Here is a 22,144-nt window from a genome sequence, read left to right on the forward strand (position 1 = left end):
AGGGTGAACGAAGCCTGCCCTGTTAAATGCTTAACAGGGAGGAGGGCTATTTAAAGGCACAGCGATACCGCATCTCTGGCTAAGCCAGAAATGTTAAAAACGAGAAATTACTTATCTCGTTTAATTATTCACATACGATTACTTCGCAGAGAAAAGCATATTTAAAATGTTCTGATAAATCGGCTCTAATTGTTCTGACGGTACTTTTAACGGCGTGAGCCGACGATAAATGGTGCCTTCGATCATCACGGCGGTAATCTCCACGCAGCAGCGAATATGTTCATCGCTCAGGTGGGGAAACTGCTTTTTCAGGTGCGCACAGGCGTTGGCGAACATACGTGATTCGGCTTCTGTCAGCATGGCGGCAACATGAGGGTTTCGCGTGGCCTCGGCGGACATTTCAAGCATTAGCGCATCGTCGTCTTCGTTGAGCGTCTGTCGCCAGGCAAGTGCCTGCGGCATCCCCTCTACCAGCGTTTTACCCTGCATCTCCTGGATGCGCGAGTCGATGATACGGCGGATCATCTCTTCAATAATCGCGTCTTTGTTACTGAAATAGCGGTAAATCTGCCCGACGCTGAGCTTCGCCTCGCTGGCGATCTGCGACATGCTGGCCGCGTGAAACCCGCTGGCGCGAAAGCAGCGGCGCGCGGCGGTGATGATCTCGTCCTGGCGCAGTTTTTGTCGTTCTTCCAGCGTTTTGCTCATCGTGTGCTACCGTGTAAAAGTGAGAATGATCGTTCTCATTATACGTTTCAGGAGTCTATTGGAAAGGCTTTTTTTATTTACATATTGAATAAATATTTCCTGGTATAAACAATGGAGAAAATAAGGAGTTTTTATGAACTTTAAACTGTGAGATATTCAGATTGCGCTGAAAATAAGGAGAGTATTATGCACCTGAGTATTACAGATAACGTTACTTCTGAAGAAAAAGAAGAATTATTAACGGGGCTGCGCGCCTATAACGCGCAGTTTTTAGATCTCTCGAACTTCAGCGGCGATACAGGCGTTTATGTACGAGACGATAACGGCGTTATGCTGGGTGGGCTGATCGGCGTGCGTAAAGGCGACTGGCTGAATATCGATTATCTGTGGGTCAGCGAGAGCGTGCGCGGTTCCGGCGTTGGCAGCCAGCTTATCAAGGCGGCCGAAGACGACGCCCGCCGCAAAGGATGCAGGCATGCGCTGGTGGATACGGTCAGCTTCCAGGCGCGTCCGTTCTATGAGAAACAGGGCTACCGTCTACAAATGTCTTTGCAGGACTACCCTTATGAGGGGATGCAAAGACACTATCTGACGAAAAACCTTTAGCCGCCGATCCCGTTGTCCATCACGGCCAGCGCGAGGCGCCGCTGCGAAAGCACCACCAGTAACGTTAGCGATACCGCTAATTATTGCGAGTCGCTTTCTGAATTTGAGATGTCTCCCTTGTCGCCTCCCGGGACGTTAGCGCATGCTGTGGGCTGGTCAAGAAACCTACAGAGGTTGCCATGGAGCGCACAGCGAAACTCGTTAAAAAAGGGCGAAACCAGGTCGTGGTCTTGCCGACGGAATTTGCGTTTGAAACGGAGAGTGTCTACATCAAACGGGATGCAGAGGGGAATGTGGTTTTGACGGCGAGGTCTGAGAAAGAACGGCACAGGGATAACTTTTTACGTATGCTCAAACAAACGCATGTGCCTGATTCTTTTCTAAGTAAAGAGGAGCGCAATCAAAGCTATACGACAAGAGATCCTCTCGAAGGGCTGTAGAAGATGCTGCATATGCTGGACACTAACATCGTAAGCCATCTGGTGAGGCAGCATCCTGAGGTTGTAAACCGATATTCGCACATCACGCCAGAAAAGATGTGTATTTCAAGCGTAACGGAGGCTGAATTGCTTTATGGCGTAGCCAAAAAGCAAAACAACAAGCTGCACGAAACCATAATGGAATTTCTTAAAACCATCACTATCTGCGACTGGGATAGCGCAGCCGCGGCCACCTACGGTGAACTTCGTGCAGCAATGGAAAAAAAAGGGAAAGTAATGGGCGATTTGGATCAGCTTATTGCGGCACATGCCATCAGCCGTGGCACAACGATTGTTACGAACGACCGCGCGTTCGGGATGGTGCAAAACCTTACCGTAGAAGACTGGACGGTAGCTTCGTAAGCGTCATCGCCCGGAGGCGCTACGCTTACCGGGCCTGCATCCTTCCTAATACGTTGCAAAAACACATATAACTTATCCCTCTTACTGATTCCTTTTCGTTTTTTAGCCTGCCGCCTCGTTGTCGATATAGTCTTTAAAACGTTTATCAAAAGGAACTGTCTCGTGAAACTTCGACTGGGTGCGCTTCTCCTGACTGGCCTGCTGCTCGCGGGCTGCGATCAAAGCAGCAGTGATGCCAGACACATTAAGGTCGGCGTAATTAACGGCGCCGAGCAGGACGTGGCGGAAGTCGCCAAAAAGGTGGCGAAAGAGAAATACGGTCTGGACGTGGAGCTGGTAGGCTTTAGCGGCTCGCTGCTGCCCAACGATGCCACCAGTCAGGGGGAACTGGATGCCAACGTCTTTCAGCATCGCCCGTTCCTCGCGCAAGATAATAAGGCGCATAACTACAGGCTGGTTGCCGTGGCGAACACCTTTGTCTTTCCGATGGCAGGCTATTCCCGCAAGATTAAATCGGTTTCTGAACTGAAGGACGGCGCCACCATTGCCATTCCCAACGATCCGACAAACCTTGGCCGCGCGCTGCTGCTGCTGCAAAAAGAGAAGCTGATTAGCCTGAAGCCGGACGTGGGCCTGCTGCCGACGGCGCTGGATATTACCGCGAATCCTAAGCGCCTGAACATTATGGAGCTGGAAGGGGCGCAGCTGCCGCGTGTGCTGGACGATCCGAAGGTGGATGTGGCCATCATCAGCACCACCTATCTCCAGCAAACCGGGCTTTCTCCGGTGCATGACAGCGTCTTTATTGAAGATAAAAACTCGCCTTACGTGAACATTATCGTCACGCGTGAAGACAACAAAGACGCCGGGAACGTGAAGGCGTTTATTCAGTCCTATCAGTCGCCTGAAGTGGCAAAAGCGGCAGAGACGATTTTCAACGGCGGAGCGGTGCCGGGCTGGTAATACGCGAGTTGAAGGCCCGCGATCCGCTGGCCTTCATCGCGTTACGCTGGCGTCCGTTCGGCCTTCGGGCCACAGGAAACCCTGTCCAAGCTGCGCACCGGACGCGCGGGCGCGCGCCAGATCCCGCGAGTTCTCAATGCCTTCAATAAGTACAGACCGAGCGATACCGGCCCTGATGTCCTTCACCAGCGGGGCAAGCGGTGCATCACCGCTCAGCGCTGAGCGGTCGATCTTCACGCCGTCCAGCGGAAGGGCGAGGCGCCGGTACTCCTCTGCCAGGTCCCGGGTCAGATCGTCCAGCCAGATTTTCCAGCCCGCCTCTTTTAGCCGAACAAGCGTGGCGCAGAGGCGACGTTGCTCCGCCTCACTCAGCCGCGTGGGGGCAAGGGGATCCTGAATTTCAATCGTTAACCGCTGCTGATGACGTAACGCGAGCAATAGCCGGATGGCGCGTTCGTCGAGAAGATGTTCTGCCGGGAGGTTAAGCCAGTAGGCGTCCCGGCCGGGTATCTGTAAAAGGGTGCTGGCCTGCCAGAAGAAGATTTGCAGCGCGCTGCGCGAAGGCAGCGAGGCAAACAACACCTCAAGATTGACGTTCGGGATCTCCACGAGAACTTCATGCGCAACAACCTGTCCCGACCGGAGATCGACAAGCGGCTGGAATCGCAGCCCTGAGATACGTTGCAATACGGGGGAGGGAAGAACGGTATACATGGAGCAGCCTTCAGAAACAAAAAAGGTTCCCGCGGACGCGGGAACAAAAGGCAAACGACACACGGTCACACACTTAATTCAGGATCCAGCGAATGCTTTGATAAAACGACGGGCCGCGCACGGCTTTCAGCTTATTCATGGCATTGTTTTTATAGAAATAAACGAGCCTGACGTTGCAGCCCAGCTGCCGGGCAATTTGCTTGGTTTTAAGATTACAGGAGTAGCCGCGCAGTACGCTGGCTTCCTCGCTGGACAGCCTTGCCGGCGTGCGTAAACGGGTTGTCATGCCGACGTTATAGCGGCCTGATTCCTGTGGCGTCTGGCTCATCAGTATTTGCCACAGCGCTTTGATATCGCCCAGGGAAACCCTTTTGCTGATGACGCCATCAACGTGCTTGAATTTTAAATAGCCCGCAGACAGCGAATAAATATAGATCTTCGCCGTTTTTTGCTGTTGTTTAATACAGAGAATGTCGTCATTGGTTGTCACCCTGAAATGACGCGTATTCAATGGATCATAAATGATGATATCAAAAAGCTGTTCGCAATTTGCAAGCTCTTCGATATGGGTGAATCCATGGAAAATAACATCGTGTTTTTCATCAGGCTCACGCTTTCCAAGCGATTGCAGGCCAATCATCGTGAATTCGCAGCTGTCGACAACAGCAACATGAATTGTTTTTTTATTTTGCATTGGCATTCTCCTTTCGCTGAGTAAACAGTCCGTATAAGAGAAACTGGCGGACGCGCAATTTCTTATTACACAAAGAGTAGTGAACACCGTTTAAATAGTGTTGTGCGATGGCATCAATGTAAGCCAATACAAACTGTTGAGTAAAGCTACTGCCTGTTATTAACAAAAGATAAAATTGAAAAGCGGTTTTAATGATAAATGTAATTCTTTTAATCTTCTAATAATATTCACGGCAGCTTTTTATTCTGAAAATTAGAGCTTAATAACCATTGGGGTGGTTTTTAATATGGATAACCCACGGTTTTTAAACGGTTTTGATACCATCCTTGTACGTGGTTCTGTGATCCCGGCAGGATTATTTGCAGGTCTGGCCATTCAGGCATGAGAAGCTTGCAGAATAAAATAGAATATTTTCTATAAATTTAATGTACTCGTTCAGATTTTTAGTCATGAGAAGGATAAAATCCTGGCGCGTAGAGGTTGAGAGTGGTGAGGACATAAACTATTATCCTTTTCCTCCGGTCACGATAATTTAGAAATGACATGATTAATACTGAACGTATCGTAAGAGTAATGGTGTTTTACAAAATAAATATCTTTAAAGAGATAATATTCCAGGCGCTGCATGACCTTTTACCCGATTACGTGTTGAAAATTAATCTGGTCGATTCCACTGAACAGGCACTGGCAGCCGTTGCTGATAATGGTGTGGATATTTTTTTAACCGAATTTAATTATCTGCTGAATCATAAGGAGTGGAGCACTGAAGTCAGCAGCCGTTTCACCACCTTATGCAAAACGCATAACGTCAGGCGGGTGCTTCTGGTGCCCGAACTGCCGTACGGGCTGTTAAAAAAAGTGCTACAGATGAAATTTGAGCTGACCATCAGCCAGCAGGATGAGTTTTCAGAACTGAAGAAGGAGATACCCGCGTTACTCATGACGGAAATGCCAAAACCGCTGATCTCTTCCTGGCTCAGGCAGGCAATGCGGGCAGGTTCGCGATCGCGTTCCATTCTTTCAGCCAGAGAGTGGGAGGTACTTCATCTTATCGTGGAGGGTTTTTCAACGACTGAAATTGCACGTCATCGCAACCGCTCCGTCAGCACTATTGCCACGCAGAAGCACAATGCGATGAAAAAGCTGAATCTTTCCAACCATAGCGAACTGATTAAGTATCTGCATACGGTTGGAAAAATGGAGGAGTAGCCTGCCCGCACGGGTCCCGTCAGGGATAGATAATATTCAGCGTAGCCGAGGTATTGATCTTGCCCTGGCTTGCCTGAGCGGGTGCCCACGCGTAATAGTACGCCGCCATAGGTATAGTGAAATGTTCGCTCAGGGCCGCGCCGGCCGCCACGCTGAACAGCATCGTGGCGTTACCGCGGCTGGTGGTGGAGGTGGAGAAGGTGACCGGCGTTTGTGGGGCATCACGTTTGATCAGCCGTAGCCCAACGCCCTGCGCCGCGCCGCTGCTGCCGTCAATCAGCACCGAATTGTCGGTTGACAGCAGCTGCGTGCTGGAGAGGAACATCTCGATTGTCCGGTCGGAATTTCCGTTAACCCCCACGTTCTGGCAGCTCATGTTGAGTGAAAAAGGCGTCAGCCCCGGCTGGGAGGATGCGCTGAGCTGGGGAATGCCGAGCGTCGGAAGCGCCACGGTCAGTCCCGCGTTATCAAACGAACAGGTGGTCAGCTTCGGCGCATATTTGATGATCATCGGCTGACCGAACATATCGCGATTGTCGTAAGGCCACTTGAACCCGCTGAATAGCCACTGGGCGATTTTGATGACCTGATTGATTGGCCAGAGGACGATTTCCAGAAACGACAATCCGCTCATATCGCTGACGAACAGAACGTCGCTCATGTTCGCCGTATCGCCCGTAAGCGTGGTGCCGCTCTGGCTAACGAGGGTGAAGCGAACCGTAAACGGCGTGTTCAGCTCAGCCGCCGTATGGCTTCCGCTGGCGGCCAGCGTTTTATTGGCCGGAGGATTGGTGATCTCCGCCCGCACCATATACTTGTTATTGCTGAACCCGAGTATGGTGGCGTATTGGCTGTCGGTCGACAGGATCGGCGTGTATGAAAACTGGCTGTTGCCCGTCGTGCAGTTGAACGTGCCGCTGTACTGCGTGGTAAAGCTTCCGGTCCAGGTCGGCGTGGCGGGGCTCAGCTTATCCGATAAATCGACCGAAATGGGCGTGCCATAGACGATGCTGCTGCCGGAGCAGGTGGCATAGCTCAATCCGCTGATACTGGAAAGAAGCAGGAAAACAAATAAACGTATCATATTGATAATCCGTAATTATTGGCAGACCGATGGCGGGCCGTCCAGCCCCCATGCCGGCGCGGAAATTTCGCATTTACCGCCGCGAAGATGCACGTTGAGCGCGCGTGGCGGCTGTTCAGCGCGGATATAAAGCACGCTGGCCTGGCCGACATACCCGACGGATCCACCGTGCTCGTCCAGGACTTCGGTCCCGAATGGCAGGGGCTTACCGTCGGCACGCGCTGCGCGAAGCACCCACGACTGGCGTTTGTCGGTTTCGAAGCGGACATAGCTCACCGCCCCGTCGTAGGGAGCCACGTTCGCCATGTTGCCGATCACTTCCGCGCCAGCGCTGTTTTCCGTTTCAGTTAACGTAATGGCGTTCTTACGATACGGGGTGGCGTAAGGCACCAGCGCTACGCCGTCGCGGTTGGTCACAATACTTTCATCGCCGTTCACCATCAGCCCCTCGGCCTTAGGCGCATCGACAATAGTCATGGTTGTGCCGGTTTCGTTTGAGGCGAGAACGTGCCACGGGAAGGCCACCAGGCTTCCGCGCCCGCTGAGCCCGGTCTGGCGATAGTCGGAAGATTCGCTGTAAGAGCCGCCCAGCGTCGCAAAGTTAGAACGATACGCCGCGTTCACGCTCGCTGCGTTTTTTCCACCGCGCGCGTTGCTGCCGGAGAGGGTATAGCTCAGGCGGTTCGACGCCATCGCGTTTCCGCTCATGCTGATATTGCTCTGCTCGTAATGCGAATCGCTGGCCGTCAGGCTGGAGGTGATCCACGCATTGTTATCAAACAGCGAGAACGGCAGGCTGAGGGAGAGGTAAACGCGGGTCTCTTGTTCGCTATCATTATTACGTACCCGGCTGGCCGATACGGTGTAGCTGGCGCGGCCAATCGCGTTGGAATAGCCCATTTGATATTCGCGTGAGGTTTGCTGCGAATTCCAGTAATCGCGCTGCGTGCCGGAGATAAACACCGTGCCCCAGTTGTCGAGCAGGCGCTGGTTAAGGTTAAGCGTGAAGGTGTTTTTGGGCTGCGCCGCGCGCAGGGCATCCCAGGTGCTCAGCGACATGTCGGGCGCAACGCCAAACCGCTCTTCATAATTGTCGTACTGCGCTCTCAGGCGCTGATAACCTTCACGTGAATAGAGCGCGTCGCTGAAGCTGTAATAGCCTTTAGTGGAATAGCGATAGGCCGCCAGCGTGAAGTTGGTGGCGGTGGTATCGATAAATTTGCTGTACGACACGCGATAGCTCTGACCGCTGCTGGAGCGATCCTGTAGGGTCGTTTTTGCGTGGGTGACGTCGAACGAGACGGCACCAAAGGGAAGGTTCCACCCGGTACCGACAAGCCCGGCCTGGTAGTTATCGCTAAAAATCGTCCCGGTATACCCGGTGATGAGGTTGTTAAACCCGTAGCGCAGCGTGGCCTGCAGAAAGGCGGGTTCGGCGTCGAGCGTGTTTTGATGCACCTTGCCCGCCACCACGCTGTACTGGCTCACGCCCTCTTTTAGCATGCCGGGCACGGCGGAAAACGGCACCGTGAAGGACTGCCGGGAACCATCGGCTTCGCGTACCACGACCAGCAGATCGCCCGCGGAACCGGTAGGCTGAATGCTGTCGAGCGTAAACTGGCCCGGCGGAACGTTTTCCTGATAGATCACGTTGCCGTTCTGGATAACCTTCACCAGGGCGTTAGTCCGCGCAACGCCGTGGACCACCGGCGAAAATCCCTGCTGTGAATTTGGGCGCATCTTCATGTCCGATGCCAGCGACGCGCCGCGTACGCGAAGCGAATCAAACAGATCGCCTGGAATATAAAAATCACCCAGCGTCAGGTTGGACTTCAGCGAGGCCAGGGGACGGCGCAGATAGCGGGTATTGTTCTGCCAGCTGCTCTCTCCGCTGGCCGTTTTCCGCCAGGTGCTGCTGTCGCGAAACTGCCAGCCGAACAGGTTGGCGCCGGAATCCAGCCCGGCATAAAAATCATCGTTTGTGTCTTTCGCCGCGCCCTTGGCGCGGGTGTTGTACCAGGTCGTGTTCCACGACAGCATCAGCGCCGGTATCCCCTCATCCCAGAATTGCGGGGCAATGTACCCTTCTTCAGTATGTAGTACCGCCGCCTGGGGAACGGTGAGCGCCAGGCTCAGGGTGCCGGTATCGGTTTTCACGTCGCCGCCCTGAACCAAATCGCGCAGCTGGACCTGCCCATTCGCAATGGCGGGCGCGGGAACGGACGCGGTGTTGATGCCAAGCGTCCGGGCATCTTTCCAGGCGAGGCGGATGTCATCACGCTGCTCGCCGTAGACCACGGTATATCGCCCCTTCCAGCTGCCGTTCACGTAGATATCCATCTCCTGATTGCCGGCAGGCATGACGTTGTTTTCGGAAAAGCGAGACAGATCGGACTCACCGGATGCGCCAGCAAGCAGGGAGGGATCAAACGAGACGGCCCCTGATTTATGCGTAAGCAGAAGCGAGCAGACTGCCAGCAGACAGAGTCTGTTTTGTTTCATTTTCATGGTGAGTCTTTCCGATCACTGACTGGTGATAGTCCGGGTTTTATACGCGCCGAGATCGTCTACATACATCAGCTGGAAGCGCTGTCCGCGCTTAACCGTCTGCTTTGCGGTAACCGTCAGCTGCCCGAACGGGGAAACCATCGGGGACTCCTGGAGTAATTTCGTTTTACCCAGTGAAATATTGGCGACGGTAATATGGTACGGACTGTTATTCGTAATGCGGAAGCGATCCCCGTCGGCGGCGAGCGTCAGTTTTGCCACCGCGTCTTCCAGCGTGCCGTTGAGCGCAGAGGGCCGATAAAACAGCTTGATGCGCGATTTAATGGCCAGCTGTACGGTATTCTGATTTTGCAAATTTTCAGGCTTTGGCGGAATGTCGAGAACGTTCAGGAAAAAGACGGATTCGCGATCCGCAGGCAAGCTGGACGGCAGCTTCATAATGCGAAGCTGTTGACCATTATGTTCGCTGACCTTTATTACCGGTGGCGAAAGCAGAAACGGCACGTTTGCTGTTTCCGGCGTTGAATTAATATCGCCATCGTCTATCCAGGACTGTACCAGAGCGGGCGCATCGCCCGTATTCATTAACTGGACAATTACCTCTTTATTATTTTCTGGATAAAGGACACGGGTGCCATTAATGACAATATTGGCCCATGAGTGACCCGTGCTGAGCAGCAGGCCCGCCAGCAAAATTGCCTTACGCATGATTGCAACCTTCAATACAGGCTCTGCGAAAACAGAGCCTGAATAATTAATATTACAGGTAGGAAATGGTATAGGTAACGTTGGAGCTTAATTCACCCACCGTTGCGGCAGCCGCGTTGGTTTTGTAGTAATAAACGTCCAGCGTCAGGGTTTCAGAATCCGGCGCGGTCGCCGTACCCATAATATCGGTGGTGTAAGCCTGGTTCAGGGCAATAGGCGTAGACGACCCTGGCTTCACTAACGCAAAACCAACGTTACGCGCAACGCTGGTATCGTTTTCGTTAACCGTGTTATTCAACAGGTATTTGCCGTCGGTAGAGATATTATCCGCGCTTGAGAAATAGACTTTCAGCGGCGTGCCGGTGGTGCCCGCGGCAGGTGAACAACCTGAGAACGTCAGCGCAATGGATTTTTTATTTTTAGTGATCAGGCCAACCGTCGTGCCTGCGTCTTTTACCGAAATAGGAGAAAGCGCAACGGTAAAGTCCGCGCTTTTTCCGCCGTTAATGGTACAGGTTGTATCGGTAATTGCGCCGGTAAAGTTAATGACACCACCCGCAGAATTGTCTGCAGCCACAGCGCTGGTAGAAGCGATTGCTGCGGCCAGCATAGATACGGTCATGATCGATTTGAACATGATAAACTCCATAAAGATTTGTTTTATTTAAAAAGAATGTTCATCGGCTGCACATCTCCCTGACACACCGGCCAGACGCTTAGCGACTCGGGAGGATGCTTTGACGATATTATGTTGCACTAAAAATGTACATAGCGAAACATTATTCCAACATATTCTAATATTTAAGATTATAATCTTGAGGATTCGTTTTTCTTAAAGTTTTAACCTAAATGTTCATGTTGGAAGAAATTTATTAATGATTTAATAATCGTTAATTAATGAAGCTTTATGAATTCGTCTCTCAATTAATATCACGCGACTTGACCACACAAACTTTAGACTTATTATTGCCTGGCAAATGCACAAAAATTTAACAATGGCGTAATAATAATATGAAGTATCTCATTGATCTCACAATGCTTTATGAAGTAGACACCGGCATGATCATGATTAATGGAGAAGAGGAGTCTTCCATTAAGTTATCTAACCAGGCGGGACGTCTGCTTTATGAACTTATTATCAATAATGGTAAAACGCTCGACAGAGACGACCTGATAAAAAAGGTTTGGGAGGATCACGGTTTCTCCGGCTCTTCAGTGAGCCTGAATGTTGCCATAAGTGAAATCAGAAAAGCCTTTCGTACGTTAGGGTGCGATCCTTTACTGATAAAAACCATACGCGGCAAGGGCTTCAGCCTTGCCGCGCATATTGAGCATCACACGGTCAGGCCGCCGGTTGTTCCCGCTCTTAACGAACAATCTGCATCTGAAGTGAACGACGCTTTACTGCATAAGAAAGATGCGGATCCGCCTAAGCGAATAATAACGGTGCCCGCGCTCTTAATTTCGCTGGGAATGCTGTTGCTGGTGCTGGTTATCGGCGCCGTCATATTCCTGCTGCACCAGCGCGTGTCCTATGCTGACAGCATGAATGATTCTGATATGCATCTGCTCGGTAAAGTGGACCGGTGTACGGTATACCTTATCGATAAGAATATGTTCCAGCCGCGACAGCACTACTTTAATCACGTAAAAGAGGTCATTGCGAAGCAGCATATCGACTGCCAGCATCAAGTTGCGGACGCTTACTATTCCAGGTTTAAAAAGTCGCAGATGGAAAATTATTTTCTGGCTATCTGTTATCAACAGGACAGTATCGACGATTATAAGAATTGCATTTCTTACAGAAGCCTGACCGGGAGTTAAAATATGTCAAGGACTAAAATGAGTGTAATGTTCGGTATCGTACTACTGCTGTCTGTTATCACGCTGGTATGGGTCTATTTAACGAGAACCCAGGACGAAGGATTTGGCTGCCAGTCAGATACGATTTCCTGGAAAACCTATTCCACGGGTGATTCAACCGATATGTCATTAACCACGCTCTTCTTGTTTAACAGTAAAGATATGGTGACGGTTATCCATAAAGGCGTACTGAAGAAAGAGGGCAAAAGCTATCTGATCGACAGGAATTACACGCTCAGCGTGGAAAAGGTCGACGGAAGTAATATTTTTTATATCAAGGATAAAAAGCTGAATAAATCTGAAGACGATATGGCACCCGACGGTGTTGTAAACGAAATGTTACTTGATAATATCAACTTCTTCTATATTACCAGCGTCAAAAAACAAGCGTGGTTAATTAAGGGGCTGGTTTTACCTGTAATGATGTGCGTGGCCGTGCCAACATCCTGATATTTTGCTTCGATGAAAAAATCGATATTTATCTATCGCCAAAAAAAAGACTAATTTACTCAATATGTAACAATAAGATACGGGGAATTTATTTCTCTTTTTATTGTTGCTTATCGCCGAGTGAATTTTTCTGTATTGCCTCGTTATTTTGCGGCTGTCTATACTCCGCCTCGAAAAAGGGGCTCCCCTTTTTATACATGTGGATTCTTTTTTGAAGGACTAAATAAATGAACAAACTGAACGCTATCGTTCTGGGCTCCCTGCTGTCTGTTTCTGCCCTGAGTGCAGTTAATGCTGCAGAAACGACGGCTTCTGCCACCTGGCAGGCAACCGCAACTAAAGACAGCGAATCCGATCTGGTGGTTACGCCAACGCGTGCTTTGAACTTTGTTTACAGCGCCAATACCAAATCTTTCAACACCGATACCGGTCTTTTTGACGTGGCTATCCGTGGCGATCACTCTACGGCGACCAGCTTCAAGCTTGAAGCCATCCTCGACGATTCAAACAACACCCTGTTCAGCGTGGGCGGTGAAGCGACCAAGCTGAAAGTGGGCGCGCGTTGGGGCGGTAACGACCTGGGCTCTATCGGTGGCACCGTGGGCGCAAAATCTACCTCATGGACCACGCTGGTTGATTCTTCTTCCAACACCGGCGTGTCTTCTGGCCTGTGGAACCTGACCACCAGCGCTGGCGCTGTGGCTGATACCGAAATCACCGGCCAGGACAAATTCGTCTTCTACGTTGACTCCGCTCAGGACAACGCGGGTACCGCGAAAGAGTTCAAAGACCTGACCAACAGCCTGTGGGAAGGTACCGTTTCTGTTGCGTTCCGCGCAACCTGGGGCTAAGGCCTGATCGATCCAGGGGCGCAAGCCCCTGTTTAGGGAAATAGCATGTTTAACCTCAAATCCGCCTTCTTATTTTTATTGTTTATTTCTTCCTCCGCGCTGGCCATTAATGTGGGAAAAGTCACCACCATTATTCCAGCGAACGCTGACTCCACCGCCAAGGAAATAAAAAACGAAGCAGACAGCGTGCGTATTGTTTCTGTTCGCGCACAGCGGATCAGCAGCCCGATGGATGAAGGTGTTGTGATTAACCCGGAGAAAGTGGACGAGCTGTTGCTGACGCCGACACGCATGGTGATGCCCGCCGGTACCAGCAATATTGTCAAATTTTACTATCACGGTAATGCCGACAATAAAGAGCGTTACTACCGTATCACCTTCACGGATGAGGGGGTGAGCGAAGAGGTGGACAACGGTTCGCCAAAATACGGCACGGGCATGACGCGCGCGGTGGTGAGCACCATTCTGGTGGTACAGCCCCGGGATAAAAAGATCGATTTCGTCTACGTGGCGGGAAAAATAACCAATAAAGGTAACACCTCTTTTCGCGTCAACGCGACCGGGACCTGCCTGAAGCCGAACCCGGAATCCCCGACAACGCCGTGTACCAAAAACTTCTACCTGATGCCGGAAACCTCGCGCGCTATCGAGGATATCAACATTACGGATAACCATTTTCATCTCGGAATATGGGACCTGAAACAGTTCATTCCTGTTAAGTAAGGATGCATGGTGAAAAATAAATTAGTGTTGCCGGTAATGATGGCTTGCGCATCCGGCACGCTGCCCGCGCTCGCGTACGCAGCCTCAAGCTCCGTGGTTATCGCTAATTACCGTTTTCCCGACTCGCTTTATGGATTGCTGGAGCAGGGGATCAAAATTCCCGTCTATCTGGTGAATGCGCGTCCTCATGCAGCGCAACAAGGGAATCGCGAAGGCACGGCGAGCGAATACGTTCGTATCGGTGACGTGACGCTCTTTGCAAAAGATCGCAAGCTGGGGCTGAGGGACGTTCAGGTTCAGGAGTCTGATAACGGCATCCGCCTGTCAAAAGAGATGCGGACGCTGCTGCAAAGCATTAACGATAAGCAGTTTGATGACCAGATGCGCATTCCGGTAAGCGCGGGTTCAGCGTTCCAGCTGGATCAGAAAAAAATGCGCCTGCTGCTGAACCTGTCGAAGAGCGACTACGGGGTGAATATTCGTCCGCGTGAGGTGGATACTGATGCCCCGACGTCCGACGACCTGAGCGGGACATTCTCCTACAACCTTGGGGCGTATCACACCGAGAGCGGCTACGGCGAAAGCTGGTCATCCGGCTATCTGAATGCCAAAAACTGGATCTCGATGGGCGTCGATCACCTGCTGATCGACGGCTCTGGCTACGTCAACGAGAGCAGCAGCGACACCCAGATGAACGCGGTCATGTGGGAGCGCGACTATCAGGGGATGCGCTACGCCGCAGGCATGCTGAACGGCTGGGCAATGCAGTCCCTGGCAAGCGTCAGCGGTATTTCCGGCGGTGAGGTCTACGGCGTTTCCATGGGCAACCAGGCCAACTCGCGCAAGCGCGATAACACGCTCTCCCTGACGCCGGTAGTGGTCTACTTCCCTACGGCGGGGGAGGCCCGCATTCGTCGGGACGGGCAGCTTATCGGCATCCAGCGCTTTGACGTCGGCAACCATGAAATTGACACCAGCAGCCTGCCCTACGGGATCTACAGCATCGAAGTCGAAGTGGTAAGCGGCAGCCGCACCGTGTCGCGCAGCATGTACACCGTAAATAAGCCGTTCTCCAGCAACGTGTCGGAAACGCTGCGCTGGCAGATGTGGGGCGGGATGTATAGCCGCGATAAGTCCGTCGTTAACTATAAGAAATACGCGAAACGCAAAAACGAGCAGGACAACACGTACTACTACGATTACGACACCAAACATAAAGACACCATGTCGCTGGTGGGGGCCTCGTTCAGCAAGCGCAGCGGGATGGTCGACTGGAACGCCTCCACCTACATGATGCGGGAACACATCGTCGGCGAGATGTGGGCCTCCCTGAACCTGACGGGCTATTTCTCGGTTAATACCCAGACCATGGCCGCGTCCGACGGGACGTACCGCGCCAACTACGGCGCGAACCTCAGCCTGCCGTGGCAAATCGGTTCGGTCTGGTACTCACATGAACAGCTCTCCAGCGGTAAGTTCCTCGACATCTATGAGAGCAAGGGCAACACCTGGGGCGCCTCGTTCAGCCTGCCGTCGTTCGGGCTGCCCTCTGCGGGCAACCTGAGCGTGATGCGCCAGGAAGACGACCTTTATCGCTATAAACGCTACCAGCTGGATTACTCCCAGGGGCTTTACGCCGGTCGCTACGGCACGGCGCGCCTGCGCGTGGGGATGTCGCGGAACAAATACGACGGCTATTACGAAGAGAAAGATCGTTATGTGATGCTCGATTTCGCCATACCGATCGGAAACACCGTGTCGGTTGGGGTCTCCCACAATCGTGATACCGGTACGGCGCTGAACGTCAGCGCCAGCCGCCAGTTTGAGGGCGATTACCTGAAGTCGGCCACGGCCAACGTCTCGAAGGCCTTCAACAGCCGCCAGGATCGCAGCGTAAGCGGCGGCGGCAGCGTGAATTTCGACACGCCGTGGAACAGCAACATTCTTAGCGTCCAGAGCGGCTTGAGCAAAGGCTGGAACTCCACGCTGACCAGCGACGGCAGCGTGGGCTGGTCCAAAGAGGCGATCGCCGCCGGGAAAGGCACCGAAAGCGCAGGGGTGATCGTCAGCACCGGCCTTAAGTCGGATGAAGCCCTGACGCTGAAGCTTAATGGACGTGCGGAACGCATCAAAGGGGATAAAACCTGGCTGTCGCTGCCGGCATACCAGGCTTATGACCTGGAGGTGATGAACAGTGAAACCGGTACGGAAAGCTATGAGATTGGCGCGAACGCGCGTCGCCATATCACCGTCTATCCAGGCAATACGGTGGTGATGAAGCCGCAGGTGAAGAAAATCGTCACCCTGTTTGGTCGTCTCGTTGATGCAAACGGTAACCCAATTGGCGCCACGCAAATCAAAAACCACGTCGGTCTGACCCGTACGGAAAACGACGGACGCTTTGTGATTGACGTTGATAAGAACAACCCTGTCCTGAGTATTGCCACACCGGACGACAGCGTCTGCGAGGTGCGTCTGGATATCGAGTCTAACCGCGGCGCGCTGTGGCTCGGGGACATCTCCTGTAATAAAGGCGATTTCGTCTGGCAGGAAGCAAAAGGAACGCTGGAACGTGACGATGAAAAAGATATTCGCTCTTAATTTGCTGCTGATGAGCGCGGCGGCCTGTGCGCAGGAGTTGCCCTACTTCGCCATCAATAACCCGGATAACGACGGCACGGGAAACAGCGCCGGGCTGTTTAGCCTGAACAGCACCTCGACCGCGTTTTTACACGGTTCGCGCGAGTGGCCGACGCTGAGCGCGAAAACGAATAACGGGATCGCCACCTACATACCGGACAACAGCTTCAACGGCCCGGCAGGCAGCGCGCTGACCATCGACTTTTCGGTGACCGGCTCAAGCGCCTCGCCGTTCTTTAAGGGGACAGCGTGTTCGTCCTGCGGCACCGCGGGCTACACCCCGACGACCAGCTATACCGACACGTCGATGGTGGTGAAGCCTCCGGTGATGGAGCCCGGCACGTCTTATGGACGCTGGGTATTGGGCGATCCGTTCTTCAACTATCTGCTCAACGCCGCGCCAGGCGATGAGGTGACCATCACCTCCACGCCGCAAATCAGCTCCATCAACAAGGTCACCACCACCAATACGCTTCACAAGGTGGGCACGCTGACGATGACCAACTCCAGGGCGCTTAACCTGGGGATTGACCCGATCAGCGGCGAAGTGACGATTATCGATGGATCGACGGGGGCCACCTGCACTAAATACACGCGTAACACGGTGTCTGGCGTGCTGTGCGACCTGCTCGAGTACACCTTTATTGGTGAAGATATCTCCGGCTACAACGGGGGGCTGGCGCTCACCTCCTCCCGCGTAAACAGCGTGCTGCAAACGCACATGAACGGCGGTACCGGGCTTGCCGCGGAGCTGACCTTCGATGAAAAGACCTGGTACAGCATCTCCGGCGGCATCCTGAGCGATACGCGCGTGCTGGCGAACACGTTCCTCGCGGCGCCGCAGAAAAACGGCGGCAAAGCGTACCTTAAGATCTTTTTGCCAAAGGCGTTGATTTTGAGCGTGGCGCAGGCGGGGGACGGCAGCAGCATCGGCAATATCGTCAGCCTGTGCCTGACGCCAGGCAACAGCTCGCTGGCGGCGGATTTCTGCTTCCAGCCCGGAGGCGGACTGGTGATTAACCCTATCGAGCCGGGTCTGGAAATTGTGCCCGATAACCCGGACTACACCCTCGATCCTGACGGTCTGGGCGGCTCCGGAAAAGGCACCATAGGCGAAACGCCGATTGAGATCCCCTACACCATCACCTACAGCGGCGCGCAAAAAGATGCGGCGATCGCGGTGACGGTAAAAGTAACCGGGCCAACCCAAAGCCTGAACGGGGTGGACTACTGCGCCTTCAGCGGCAACGGTTTTACGGTTCCCATTCCGGGCAACGTGCTGGTGGGGAAAAGCCAGGCGAGCATGGCGCATAACTGTAAGGGCGAAGTGCTGCCGATCCCCGCGCCTGCTACGCACCCGGATGAGTGGGACAAAATGAGCTCCGGCGTGACCGATATGTGGCTATGGAAAACGCCGCTGGTGTTGCAGTTTGTTATGGACAACCCGGTCTCGAAAACCACCTACGACGGAAATAGCTGGTTTGGCGAAGTTACCGCGCAGGGAAGAATAGATGTTAGTGCATCCTGGAATTAATCAACCATGACTGCAAAATTCCTAGCTATTTTTGCAATAAATTGCTTCATTTCCACAGGGGCAAATGCTTTAATTATCGAAAGTCTGAATATTGATTTTCTGCCTGAGAAAGAAGTTGTTTTTCAGCCCATAAAAAATGATACCAGCGAGCGCCAGAATTATACCGTCTCGCTTATCCAGGTAGACGTTCCCAAAGAGAAGGGAAAAGAAACTGAAATAAAAGATGGCGAAGTCATGTATTCGCCAAAGCAATTAACGTTGGGGAGCGGCGAGCGGGCAGGGTTTAAATTTTACTATACCGGCCCGCACGACAATAAAGAGCGATATTATCGCGTAAAATTCACCGAGACGCCGCTCCAGGCAAAGGTTGTCACGCGCAAAGGCCAGCGCATCCAGTCGGATGTGGTGGTCTCGCTTGAGGCGATTTTGATTGTTCGTCCATGGACCCGACATTTTGATTATGCGTTTAGCAACGGGGTGGTGAGTAATACCGGGAATACCTATTTTAAATATGTTTCCTCGGTCGGATGCAGCACGCAATATAACAATTCAAAATATATCCCTCCGGGACACCGGCTGGAAATAGATAATGCCGGACAGGCCGCAAAGCGGATGATTATTTATGGAAATAAAATCATTCCGCTTACCACCTGCCCGTAGCAACCGCTTTCCTTCATAAAAGGAAATTAGCCTTTAGCAACACGCTAAAGATCCATAACTACAGGAGAAAAAAATGAAAGCGATTTCATTCGTAGAAGCGAAAGATATTATCGGTGGCGCGTTAAACCCGTTCGCTGGTCTGGTTAAGGGTGCACAGCTGGGTTACGACACCGGCGCGAGCATCATGGGCATGGTTGGCGGTGTGGTTGGCGGAATTCTGGGTGGCGCAATGGGCTTCCTGGGCGCGCTGGTTGGTAGCTACAACTAATTCACGTTTACAGGAAAAGTATCATGCAAGTTATCGATTTCAAAAAAGCACAGGACATCATCGGTGGTTGGGATCCGTTTGCGGCCGCTATTCAGGGCGCAAGCGCAGGCTATAACGCGGGCAGCCAGATGTTAGGCGCGCTGGGCGGCACCATCGGCGGCGTATTCGGCCTGGTGGGCGGCTTCATCGGCGGTTTCTTCAGCGCATAAGCGTGAAGAACGTTGTACGCATGGCCCGCATTGCCGGGCCATTTTTTTATTTCAGCCACGGATAATTATGTTTTCGCTCTTTCAGTATAAAAAGCAGGGTAAGACTCCTGTTATTCGCCAGCATGAATTTACCGAATGTGGGCTGGCCTGCCTGGCGATGGTGCTGGGGCACTACGAGCACCATGTCTCTGTCAGCCAGCTGCGCCGGGAGATTTCCGTTTCCGCCGATGCGGGAACCTCAATGGCGGAATTGATGACCCTTGCCAGCGATAAAAATATGTCCGGCCGGGTGCTAAAAGGCGAAATCACTGAAATAGAAACGTCTGAGCTGCCGCTCATCGCCTTCTGGCGCGGTAACCATTTCGTGGTGATCGTGAAGATCGACAGCCGCAGCGTGACCGTCCACGATCCCGCCATCGGCGTGCGCCGCTACCGTCTGAAAGAGGCGGAAAAACTCTTTTCCGGCTATGTCCTTGAGCTTAAGCCCACGCCGTGTTTCGAAAAGAAATCTCCGGATGAAAAGCTGACCCTCGGGCGCCTGGCCAATAAATCTCCGAGCCTGTTCCAGCGCCAGCTGCTGCTGTTTGTGCTCTGTATTTTTACCCTCATCACCATGCTGGCGAGCCCCACCTACGTACAGCTGATCATGGATGAGGCTATTTCCCGCAGCGACAGCGATCTGGTGATATTGCTCACCGCTATCTTCGCTATCGTCTTTATCTTTGAAGTCATCGGTAAATTCCTCAAGCAGCTGCTTGAGATCCTGATGCGTAACATTGCTTATGACGACTTGAGCCAGTCCGTGCGGCACTACATGCTACGCACCCAGACCAGCTGGTTCCGCTCGCGTCCGCCGGGCATCGTGCTGGCCATTGAAAAATCGCTCCACGCCTGCGCGGAGTTCATCAGCAATGGCTACGTGCAAATTCTCTTTTCCAGCCTGATCGCCGTCACCAGCCTGCTGTTTATGCTGCTCTATAACGTCAAAATTGCGGTGCTGACGATGCTGCTGATGGGCGTGTTTTTCCTGATCCGCTTTTCGCTGATTGGCCCTTACCAGCGCGCGGTGGACGACTCCATCGAGCGCACCGCCCAGTATGAATCCCTGCTGGTGGAGACGCAGAAAGGGATCATCACGCTCAAGGCGAACAACATGGAGCAGGCCCGGGACGCGGTGATGGACAAATCCCAGCGCGAACACATCGCCGGGCTGATGCGAAAAGAGCGGCTGCTGGCCCGCTTTGACGTGGCCTCGCTGCTGGTGATCAATGCCGAACAGCTGCTGGTGGTCTGCTTTGGTGCGTGGCTGATTCTGGAAGGGCAGATGAGTATCGGGATGCTGTACGCCTATATCAGCTACAAACGCTATTTTTCAGACGCCATGGTGCAGGTGGCGCAAAAGCTGCTGGACAAAAATGCCCTGAAGGGGCCGCTGGATCGCGTGGGCGACCTGCTGTTCGCCCCTTCAGAGACCAGCCAGTTTGGTAAGCGGATAGTGACCTCGCCGGTCTGTCTGCAGTTTGAGGACGTGTCATTTGCCTATCCTGGCCGGGAGGCCACGCTACAGCATATCAATATGACCCTGCAGCAGGGCGAAGAGGCGGTCATTGTCGGCCAGAGCGGGTCGGGGAAAACCACGCTGCTGCGTTTGATCTCCGGCATGCTGCTGGCGTCGTCAGGCACGCTGCGGATCAATAAGATCCCCGTTGAGGAGTGCGATCTCTCCTCGCTGCGCCAGCATATCCGCATCGTACATGCGGACGATATTCTCTTCACCGGCTCGATTCTGGACAACATCGCCTGCTTTGACAGCGCGCCGGATAAAGATCAGGTCATTGCCGCGTGCCGGCTGGCTGAGGTGGACCACGTCGTTGCCCGTCTGCCGCACGGCTACGAAACGGAAATGCTGCCGGGGAACACCTTTTTCTCCGCCGGGGAGATGCAGCGGCTGGTTCTGGCGCGCGCCCTGTACAGCCAGCCTAAGCTGCTGCTCTGCGACGAAGTGACGGCGAACCTGGATAAGACGACCGCGCAAAAGGTGCTGGCGAACCTGCGAAGCCTGGGGATTGGCCTGGTGTTTGTCACCCACTCGCCGGATGTGGTGGGCTGCCACGGGCGTCTCTATACCATGGAAAACGGAACCCTGCGGGAGAGTGAGCAATGATGTTTCTGCCGCGCCTCTATGCCCGGCTCTGCGCGCGCCAGGCCGGGCGCACCCTACTGGCAAACCGGATCGCCCAAAACTACAGCCAGTTTATGCGCCGCCCGGAGGCCGACGTCCCGGCTGATTTCCTGCACCAGAACGCCCATGAGCTGAGCGGTTTTAACTTCGTGGAGCAGATCTTTCCGCCCGCGCTATGGCGGCGCAACGTCCGCTTCGATCTGCACGCCTATGTCGCGCAGTGGACGCAGGCGCAGGCGTTCTACAGCTCGCCCCGCACCCTGCTTCTGGGGATGCGCTGGGCGGGCTTTGGTCTGATCGTGGATGCGCTGCTCGCCACCGCGCCAGAGGATGTACGCTTTCAGTTTATTACCCGCCACCCCGCGCTGCATAAGCTCATGGCGGCACATGAAGAACGGCGCGCCGGTTCGTTTTTCGCCCCCCATCGCCTGGTGACGGTGCTGTTGATGGACGAACGCCTGCCGGACGCGCCGCTGTTTATGACTCAGGCGGGCGATCAAAAGGCAGGGTTAACGGATGTCTCAACGCGTTTTTTATCGCGCTATGGCTACCGTATCCGCACGCTTCTGCCCGTCTGCTCGCTGCACTCGGCGGAATTTGCGCTGGAAAGCCAGGCGTATGCGCCGGAGGATTACCGTCAGGCGGCCACCGACACGCTAAACGCGCTGCGCAAAACCCCCACGCTCTGGAGTGCCTGGGACGATCTTTCAGTGATTTATCATGGATGA

The 22,144-nt window shown here is 53.3% G+C and carries 23 protein-coding genes; 16 read left to right on the plus strand and 7 right to left on the minus strand.

Features of this window, described 5'->3' with window-relative positions:
• Window positions 1–138: 138 nt before the first annotated feature.
• On the minus strand, window positions 139–708 hold the full coding sequence (locus IM304_RS13080) for a TetR/AcrR family transcriptional regulator (protein WP_193355423.1): 570 nt from the start codon (window positions 706–708) through the stop codon (window positions 139–141).
• A 186-nt stretch (window positions 709–894) separates the two neighbouring features.
• On the opposite strand from IM304_RS13080, the gene IM304_RS13085 reads away from it, so the two are divergent.
• From IM304_RS13085 to nlpA, 4 genes are all read left to right on the plus strand, one after another.
• The gene (locus tag IM304_RS13085; protein ID WP_148420396.1) at window positions 895–1,314 is read left to right on the plus strand and encodes a GNAT family N-acetyltransferase; all 420 of its coding nucleotides are present in this window, start codon (window positions 895–897) and stop codon (window positions 1,312–1,314) included.
• Between the two features lie 179 nt (window positions 1,315–1,493).
• Complete coding sequence (locus tag IM304_RS13090) at window positions 1,494–1,754, plus strand: antitoxin (RefSeq protein ID WP_148420397.1); 261 nt, start codon at window positions 1,494–1,496, stop codon at window positions 1,752–1,754.
• 3 nt (window positions 1,755–1,757) lie between these two features.
• On the plus strand, window positions 1,758–2,156 hold the full coding sequence (locus IM304_RS13095; protein WP_176609103.1) for a type II toxin-antitoxin system VapC family toxin: 399 nt from the start codon (window positions 1,758–1,760) through the stop codon (window positions 2,154–2,156).
• A 162-nt stretch (window positions 2,157–2,318) separates the two neighbouring features.
• Window positions 2,319–3,119, plus strand: a complete 801-nt coding sequence (gene nlpA, locus IM304_RS13100; protein WP_193355422.1) for a lipoprotein NlpA — start codon at window positions 2,319–2,321, stop codon at window positions 3,117–3,119.
• A 33-nt stretch (window positions 3,120–3,152) separates the two neighbouring features.
• Here the strand turns inward: nlpA and IM304_RS13105 are convergent, their stop codons facing one another.
• Both IM304_RS13105 and IM304_RS13110 read right to left on the minus strand, forming a co-directional pair.
• On the minus strand, window positions 3,153–3,833 hold the full coding sequence (locus tag IM304_RS13105) for an EAL domain-containing protein (RefSeq protein ID WP_193355421.1): 681 nt from the start codon (window positions 3,831–3,833) through the stop codon (window positions 3,153–3,155).
• Between the two features lie 73 nt (window positions 3,834–3,906).
• Window positions 3,907–4,527, minus strand: coding sequence for a LuxR C-terminal-related transcriptional regulator (locus tag IM304_RS13110; protein WP_148420400.1), 621 nt, complete (start codon window positions 4,525–4,527; stop codon window positions 3,907–3,909).
• A gap of 573 nt (window positions 4,528–5,100) precedes the next feature.
• Between IM304_RS13110 and IM304_RS13115 the strand changes: the two genes are divergently transcribed.
• Window positions 5,101–5,736: a LuxR C-terminal-related transcriptional regulator gene (locus IM304_RS13115; RefSeq protein WP_193355467.1), complete on the plus strand. Its 636-nt coding sequence runs from the start codon at window positions 5,101–5,103 to the stop codon at window positions 5,734–5,736.
• Between the two features lie 19 nt (window positions 5,737–5,755).
• Here IM304_RS13115 and IM304_RS13120 read toward each other — a convergent pair whose 3' ends face one another.
• From IM304_RS13120 to IM304_RS13135, 4 genes are read right to left on the minus strand one after another with little or no spacing between them, the layout of a single operon-like run.
• Window positions 5,756–6,820: a fimbrial protein gene (locus tag IM304_RS13120; protein WP_176609100.1), complete on the minus strand. Its 1,065-nt coding sequence runs from the start codon at window positions 6,818–6,820 to the stop codon at window positions 5,756–5,758.
• A gap of 15 nt (window positions 6,821–6,835) precedes the next feature.
• Window positions 6,836–9,328, minus strand: coding sequence for a fimbria/pilus outer membrane usher protein (locus IM304_RS13125; RefSeq protein WP_193355420.1), 2,493 nt, complete (start codon window positions 9,326–9,328; stop codon window positions 6,836–6,838).
• A 15-nt stretch (window positions 9,329–9,343) separates the two neighbouring features.
• Entirely contained in the window at window positions 9,344–10,036 is a 693-nt protein-coding gene (locus tag IM304_RS13130; RefSeq protein WP_193355419.1) for a molecular chaperone, read from the minus strand.
• Between the two features lie 52 nt (window positions 10,037–10,088).
• Complete coding sequence (locus IM304_RS13135; RefSeq protein WP_148420404.1) at window positions 10,089–10,673, minus strand: fimbrial protein; 585 nt, start codon at window positions 10,671–10,673, stop codon at window positions 10,089–10,091.
• A gap of 374 nt (window positions 10,674–11,047) precedes the next feature.
• Here IM304_RS13135 and IM304_RS13140 point away from each other — a divergent pair, with 374 nt between their 5' ends.
• From IM304_RS13140 to IM304_RS13190, 11 genes are all read left to right on the plus strand, one after another.
• Window positions 11,048–11,860 (plus strand): winged helix-turn-helix domain-containing protein, encoded by an 813-nt coding sequence (locus IM304_RS13140; protein WP_193355418.1) that lies wholly within the window; start codon window positions 11,048–11,050, stop codon window positions 11,858–11,860.
• A gap of 18 nt (window positions 11,861–11,878) precedes the next feature.
• Window positions 11,879–12,349 (plus strand): hypothetical protein, encoded by a 471-nt coding sequence (locus tag IM304_RS13145; protein ID WP_148420406.1) that lies wholly within the window; start codon window positions 11,879–11,881, stop codon window positions 12,347–12,349.
• 227 nt (window positions 12,350–12,576) lie between these two features.
• Complete coding sequence (locus tag IM304_RS13150; RefSeq protein ID WP_148420407.1) at window positions 12,577–13,200, plus strand: common pilus major fimbrillin subunit EcpA; 624 nt, start codon at window positions 12,577–12,579, stop codon at window positions 13,198–13,200.
• A gap of 45 nt (window positions 13,201–13,245) precedes the next feature.
• On the plus strand, window positions 13,246–13,923 hold the full coding sequence (locus tag IM304_RS13155; RefSeq protein ID WP_176609095.1) for a pilus assembly protein: 678 nt from the start codon (window positions 13,246–13,248) through the stop codon (window positions 13,921–13,923).
• 6 nt (window positions 13,924–13,929) lie between these two features.
• Window positions 13,930–16,524 carry a CS1-pili formation C-terminal domain-containing protein gene (locus tag IM304_RS13160; RefSeq protein WP_193355417.1) on the plus strand — a complete coding sequence of 865 codons (2,595 nt, stop codon included), beginning with the start codon at window positions 13,930–13,932 and terminating at the stop codon, window positions 16,522–16,524.
• Complete coding sequence (locus IM304_RS13165; RefSeq protein ID WP_193355416.1) at window positions 16,502–18,097, plus strand: receptor; 1,596 nt, start codon at window positions 16,502–16,504, stop codon at window positions 18,095–18,097. Before IM304_RS13160 ends, IM304_RS13165 begins: the two co-directional genes overlap by 23 nt.
• Window positions 18,098–18,103: 6 nt before the next feature.
• Window positions 18,104–18,757 (plus strand): hypothetical protein, encoded by a 654-nt coding sequence (locus IM304_RS13170; RefSeq protein WP_148420411.1) that lies wholly within the window; start codon window positions 18,104–18,106, stop codon window positions 18,755–18,757.
• A gap of 73 nt (window positions 18,758–18,830) precedes the next feature.
• Entirely contained in the window at window positions 18,831–19,025 is a 195-nt protein-coding gene (locus IM304_RS13175) for a hypothetical protein (protein WP_013094846.1), read from the plus strand.
• A gap of 23 nt (window positions 19,026–19,048) precedes the next feature.
• Window positions 19,049–19,234, plus strand: a complete 186-nt coding sequence (locus IM304_RS13180) for a hypothetical protein (RefSeq protein WP_148420412.1) — start codon at window positions 19,049–19,051, stop codon at window positions 19,232–19,234.
• Window positions 19,235–19,301: 67 nt separating this feature from the next.
• Window positions 19,302–21,398 (plus strand): peptidase domain-containing ABC transporter, encoded by a 2,097-nt coding sequence (locus tag IM304_RS13185; RefSeq protein ID WP_193355415.1) that lies wholly within the window; start codon window positions 19,302–19,304, stop codon window positions 21,396–21,398.
• A complete protein-coding gene (locus tag IM304_RS13190; protein WP_193355414.1) occupies window positions 21,395–22,144 on the plus strand; it encodes a hypothetical protein in 750 nt (249 codons plus the stop codon). Before IM304_RS13185 ends, IM304_RS13190 begins: the two co-directional genes overlap by 4 nt.

Source organism: Enterobacter cloacae complex sp. P40C2, assembly GCF_014930695.1.
In the GTDB taxonomy this organism is placed as follows: domain Bacteria; phylum Pseudomonadota; class Gammaproteobacteria; order Enterobacterales; family Enterobacteriaceae; genus Enterobacter; species Enterobacter pasteurii.

Coding starts and splice junctions, on each gene's coding strand:
- IM304_RS13080 (WP_193355423.1), bottom strand. CDS start 708: ATGAGCAAAACGCTGGAAGAACGACAAAAACTGCGCCAGGACGAGATC.
- IM304_RS13085 (WP_148420396.1), top strand. CDS start 895: ATGCACCTGAGTATTACAGATAACGTTACTTCTGAAGAAAAAGAAGAA.
- IM304_RS13090 (WP_148420397.1), top strand. CDS start 1,494: ATGGAGCGCACAGCGAAACTCGTTAAAAAAGGGCGAAACCAGGTCGTG.
- IM304_RS13095 (WP_176609103.1), top strand. CDS start 1,758: ATGCTGCATATGCTGGACACTAACATCGTAAGCCATCTGGTGAGGCAG.
- IM304_RS13105 (WP_193355421.1), bottom strand. CDS start 3,833: ATGTATACCGTTCTTCCCTCCCCCGTATTGCAACGTATCTCAGGGCTG.
- IM304_RS13110 (WP_148420400.1), bottom strand. CDS start 4,527: ATGCAAAATAAAAAAACAATTCATGTTGCTGTTGTCGACAGCTGCGAA.
- IM304_RS13115 (WP_193355467.1), top strand. CDS start 5,101: ATGGTGTTTTACAAAATAAATATCTTTAAAGAGATAATATTCCAGGCG.
- IM304_RS13120 (WP_176609100.1), bottom strand. CDS start 6,820: ATGATACGTTTATTTGTTTTCCTGCTTCTTTCCAGTATCAGCGGATTG.
- IM304_RS13125 (WP_193355420.1), bottom strand. CDS start 9,328: ATGAAAATGAAACAAAACAGACTCTGTCTGCTGGCAGTCTGCTCGCTT.
- IM304_RS13130 (WP_193355419.1), bottom strand. CDS start 10,036: ATGCGTAAGGCAATTTTGCTGGCGGGCCTGCTGCTCAGCACGGGTCAC.
- IM304_RS13135 (WP_148420404.1), bottom strand. CDS start 10,673: ATGTTCAAATCGATCATGACCGTATCTATGCTGGCCGCAGCAATCGCT.
- IM304_RS13140 (WP_193355418.1), top strand. CDS start 11,048: ATGAAGTATCTCATTGATCTCACAATGCTTTATGAAGTAGACACCGGC.
- IM304_RS13145 (WP_148420406.1), top strand. CDS start 11,879: ATGAGTGTAATGTTCGGTATCGTACTACTGCTGTCTGTTATCACGCTG.
- IM304_RS13150 (WP_148420407.1), top strand. CDS start 12,577: ATGAACAAACTGAACGCTATCGTTCTGGGCTCCCTGCTGTCTGTTTCT.
- IM304_RS13155 (WP_176609095.1), top strand. CDS start 13,246: ATGTTTAACCTCAAATCCGCCTTCTTATTTTTATTGTTTATTTCTTCC.
- IM304_RS13160 (WP_193355417.1), top strand. CDS start 13,930: ATGGTGAAAAATAAATTAGTGTTGCCGGTAATGATGGCTTGCGCATCC.
- IM304_RS13165 (WP_193355416.1), top strand. CDS start 16,502: ATGAAAAAGATATTCGCTCTTAATTTGCTGCTGATGAGCGCGGCGGCC.
- IM304_RS13170 (WP_148420411.1), top strand. CDS start 18,104: ATGACTGCAAAATTCCTAGCTATTTTTGCAATAAATTGCTTCATTTCC.
- IM304_RS13175 (WP_013094846.1), top strand. CDS start 18,831: ATGAAAGCGATTTCATTCGTAGAAGCGAAAGATATTATCGGTGGCGCG.
- IM304_RS13180 (WP_148420412.1), top strand. CDS start 19,049: ATGCAAGTTATCGATTTCAAAAAAGCACAGGACATCATCGGTGGTTGG.
- IM304_RS13185 (WP_193355415.1), top strand. CDS start 19,302: ATGTTTTCGCTCTTTCAGTATAAAAAGCAGGGTAAGACTCCTGTTATT.
- IM304_RS13190 (WP_193355414.1), top strand. CDS start 21,395: ATGATGTTTCTGCCGCGCCTCTATGCCCGGCTCTGCGCGCGCCAGGCC.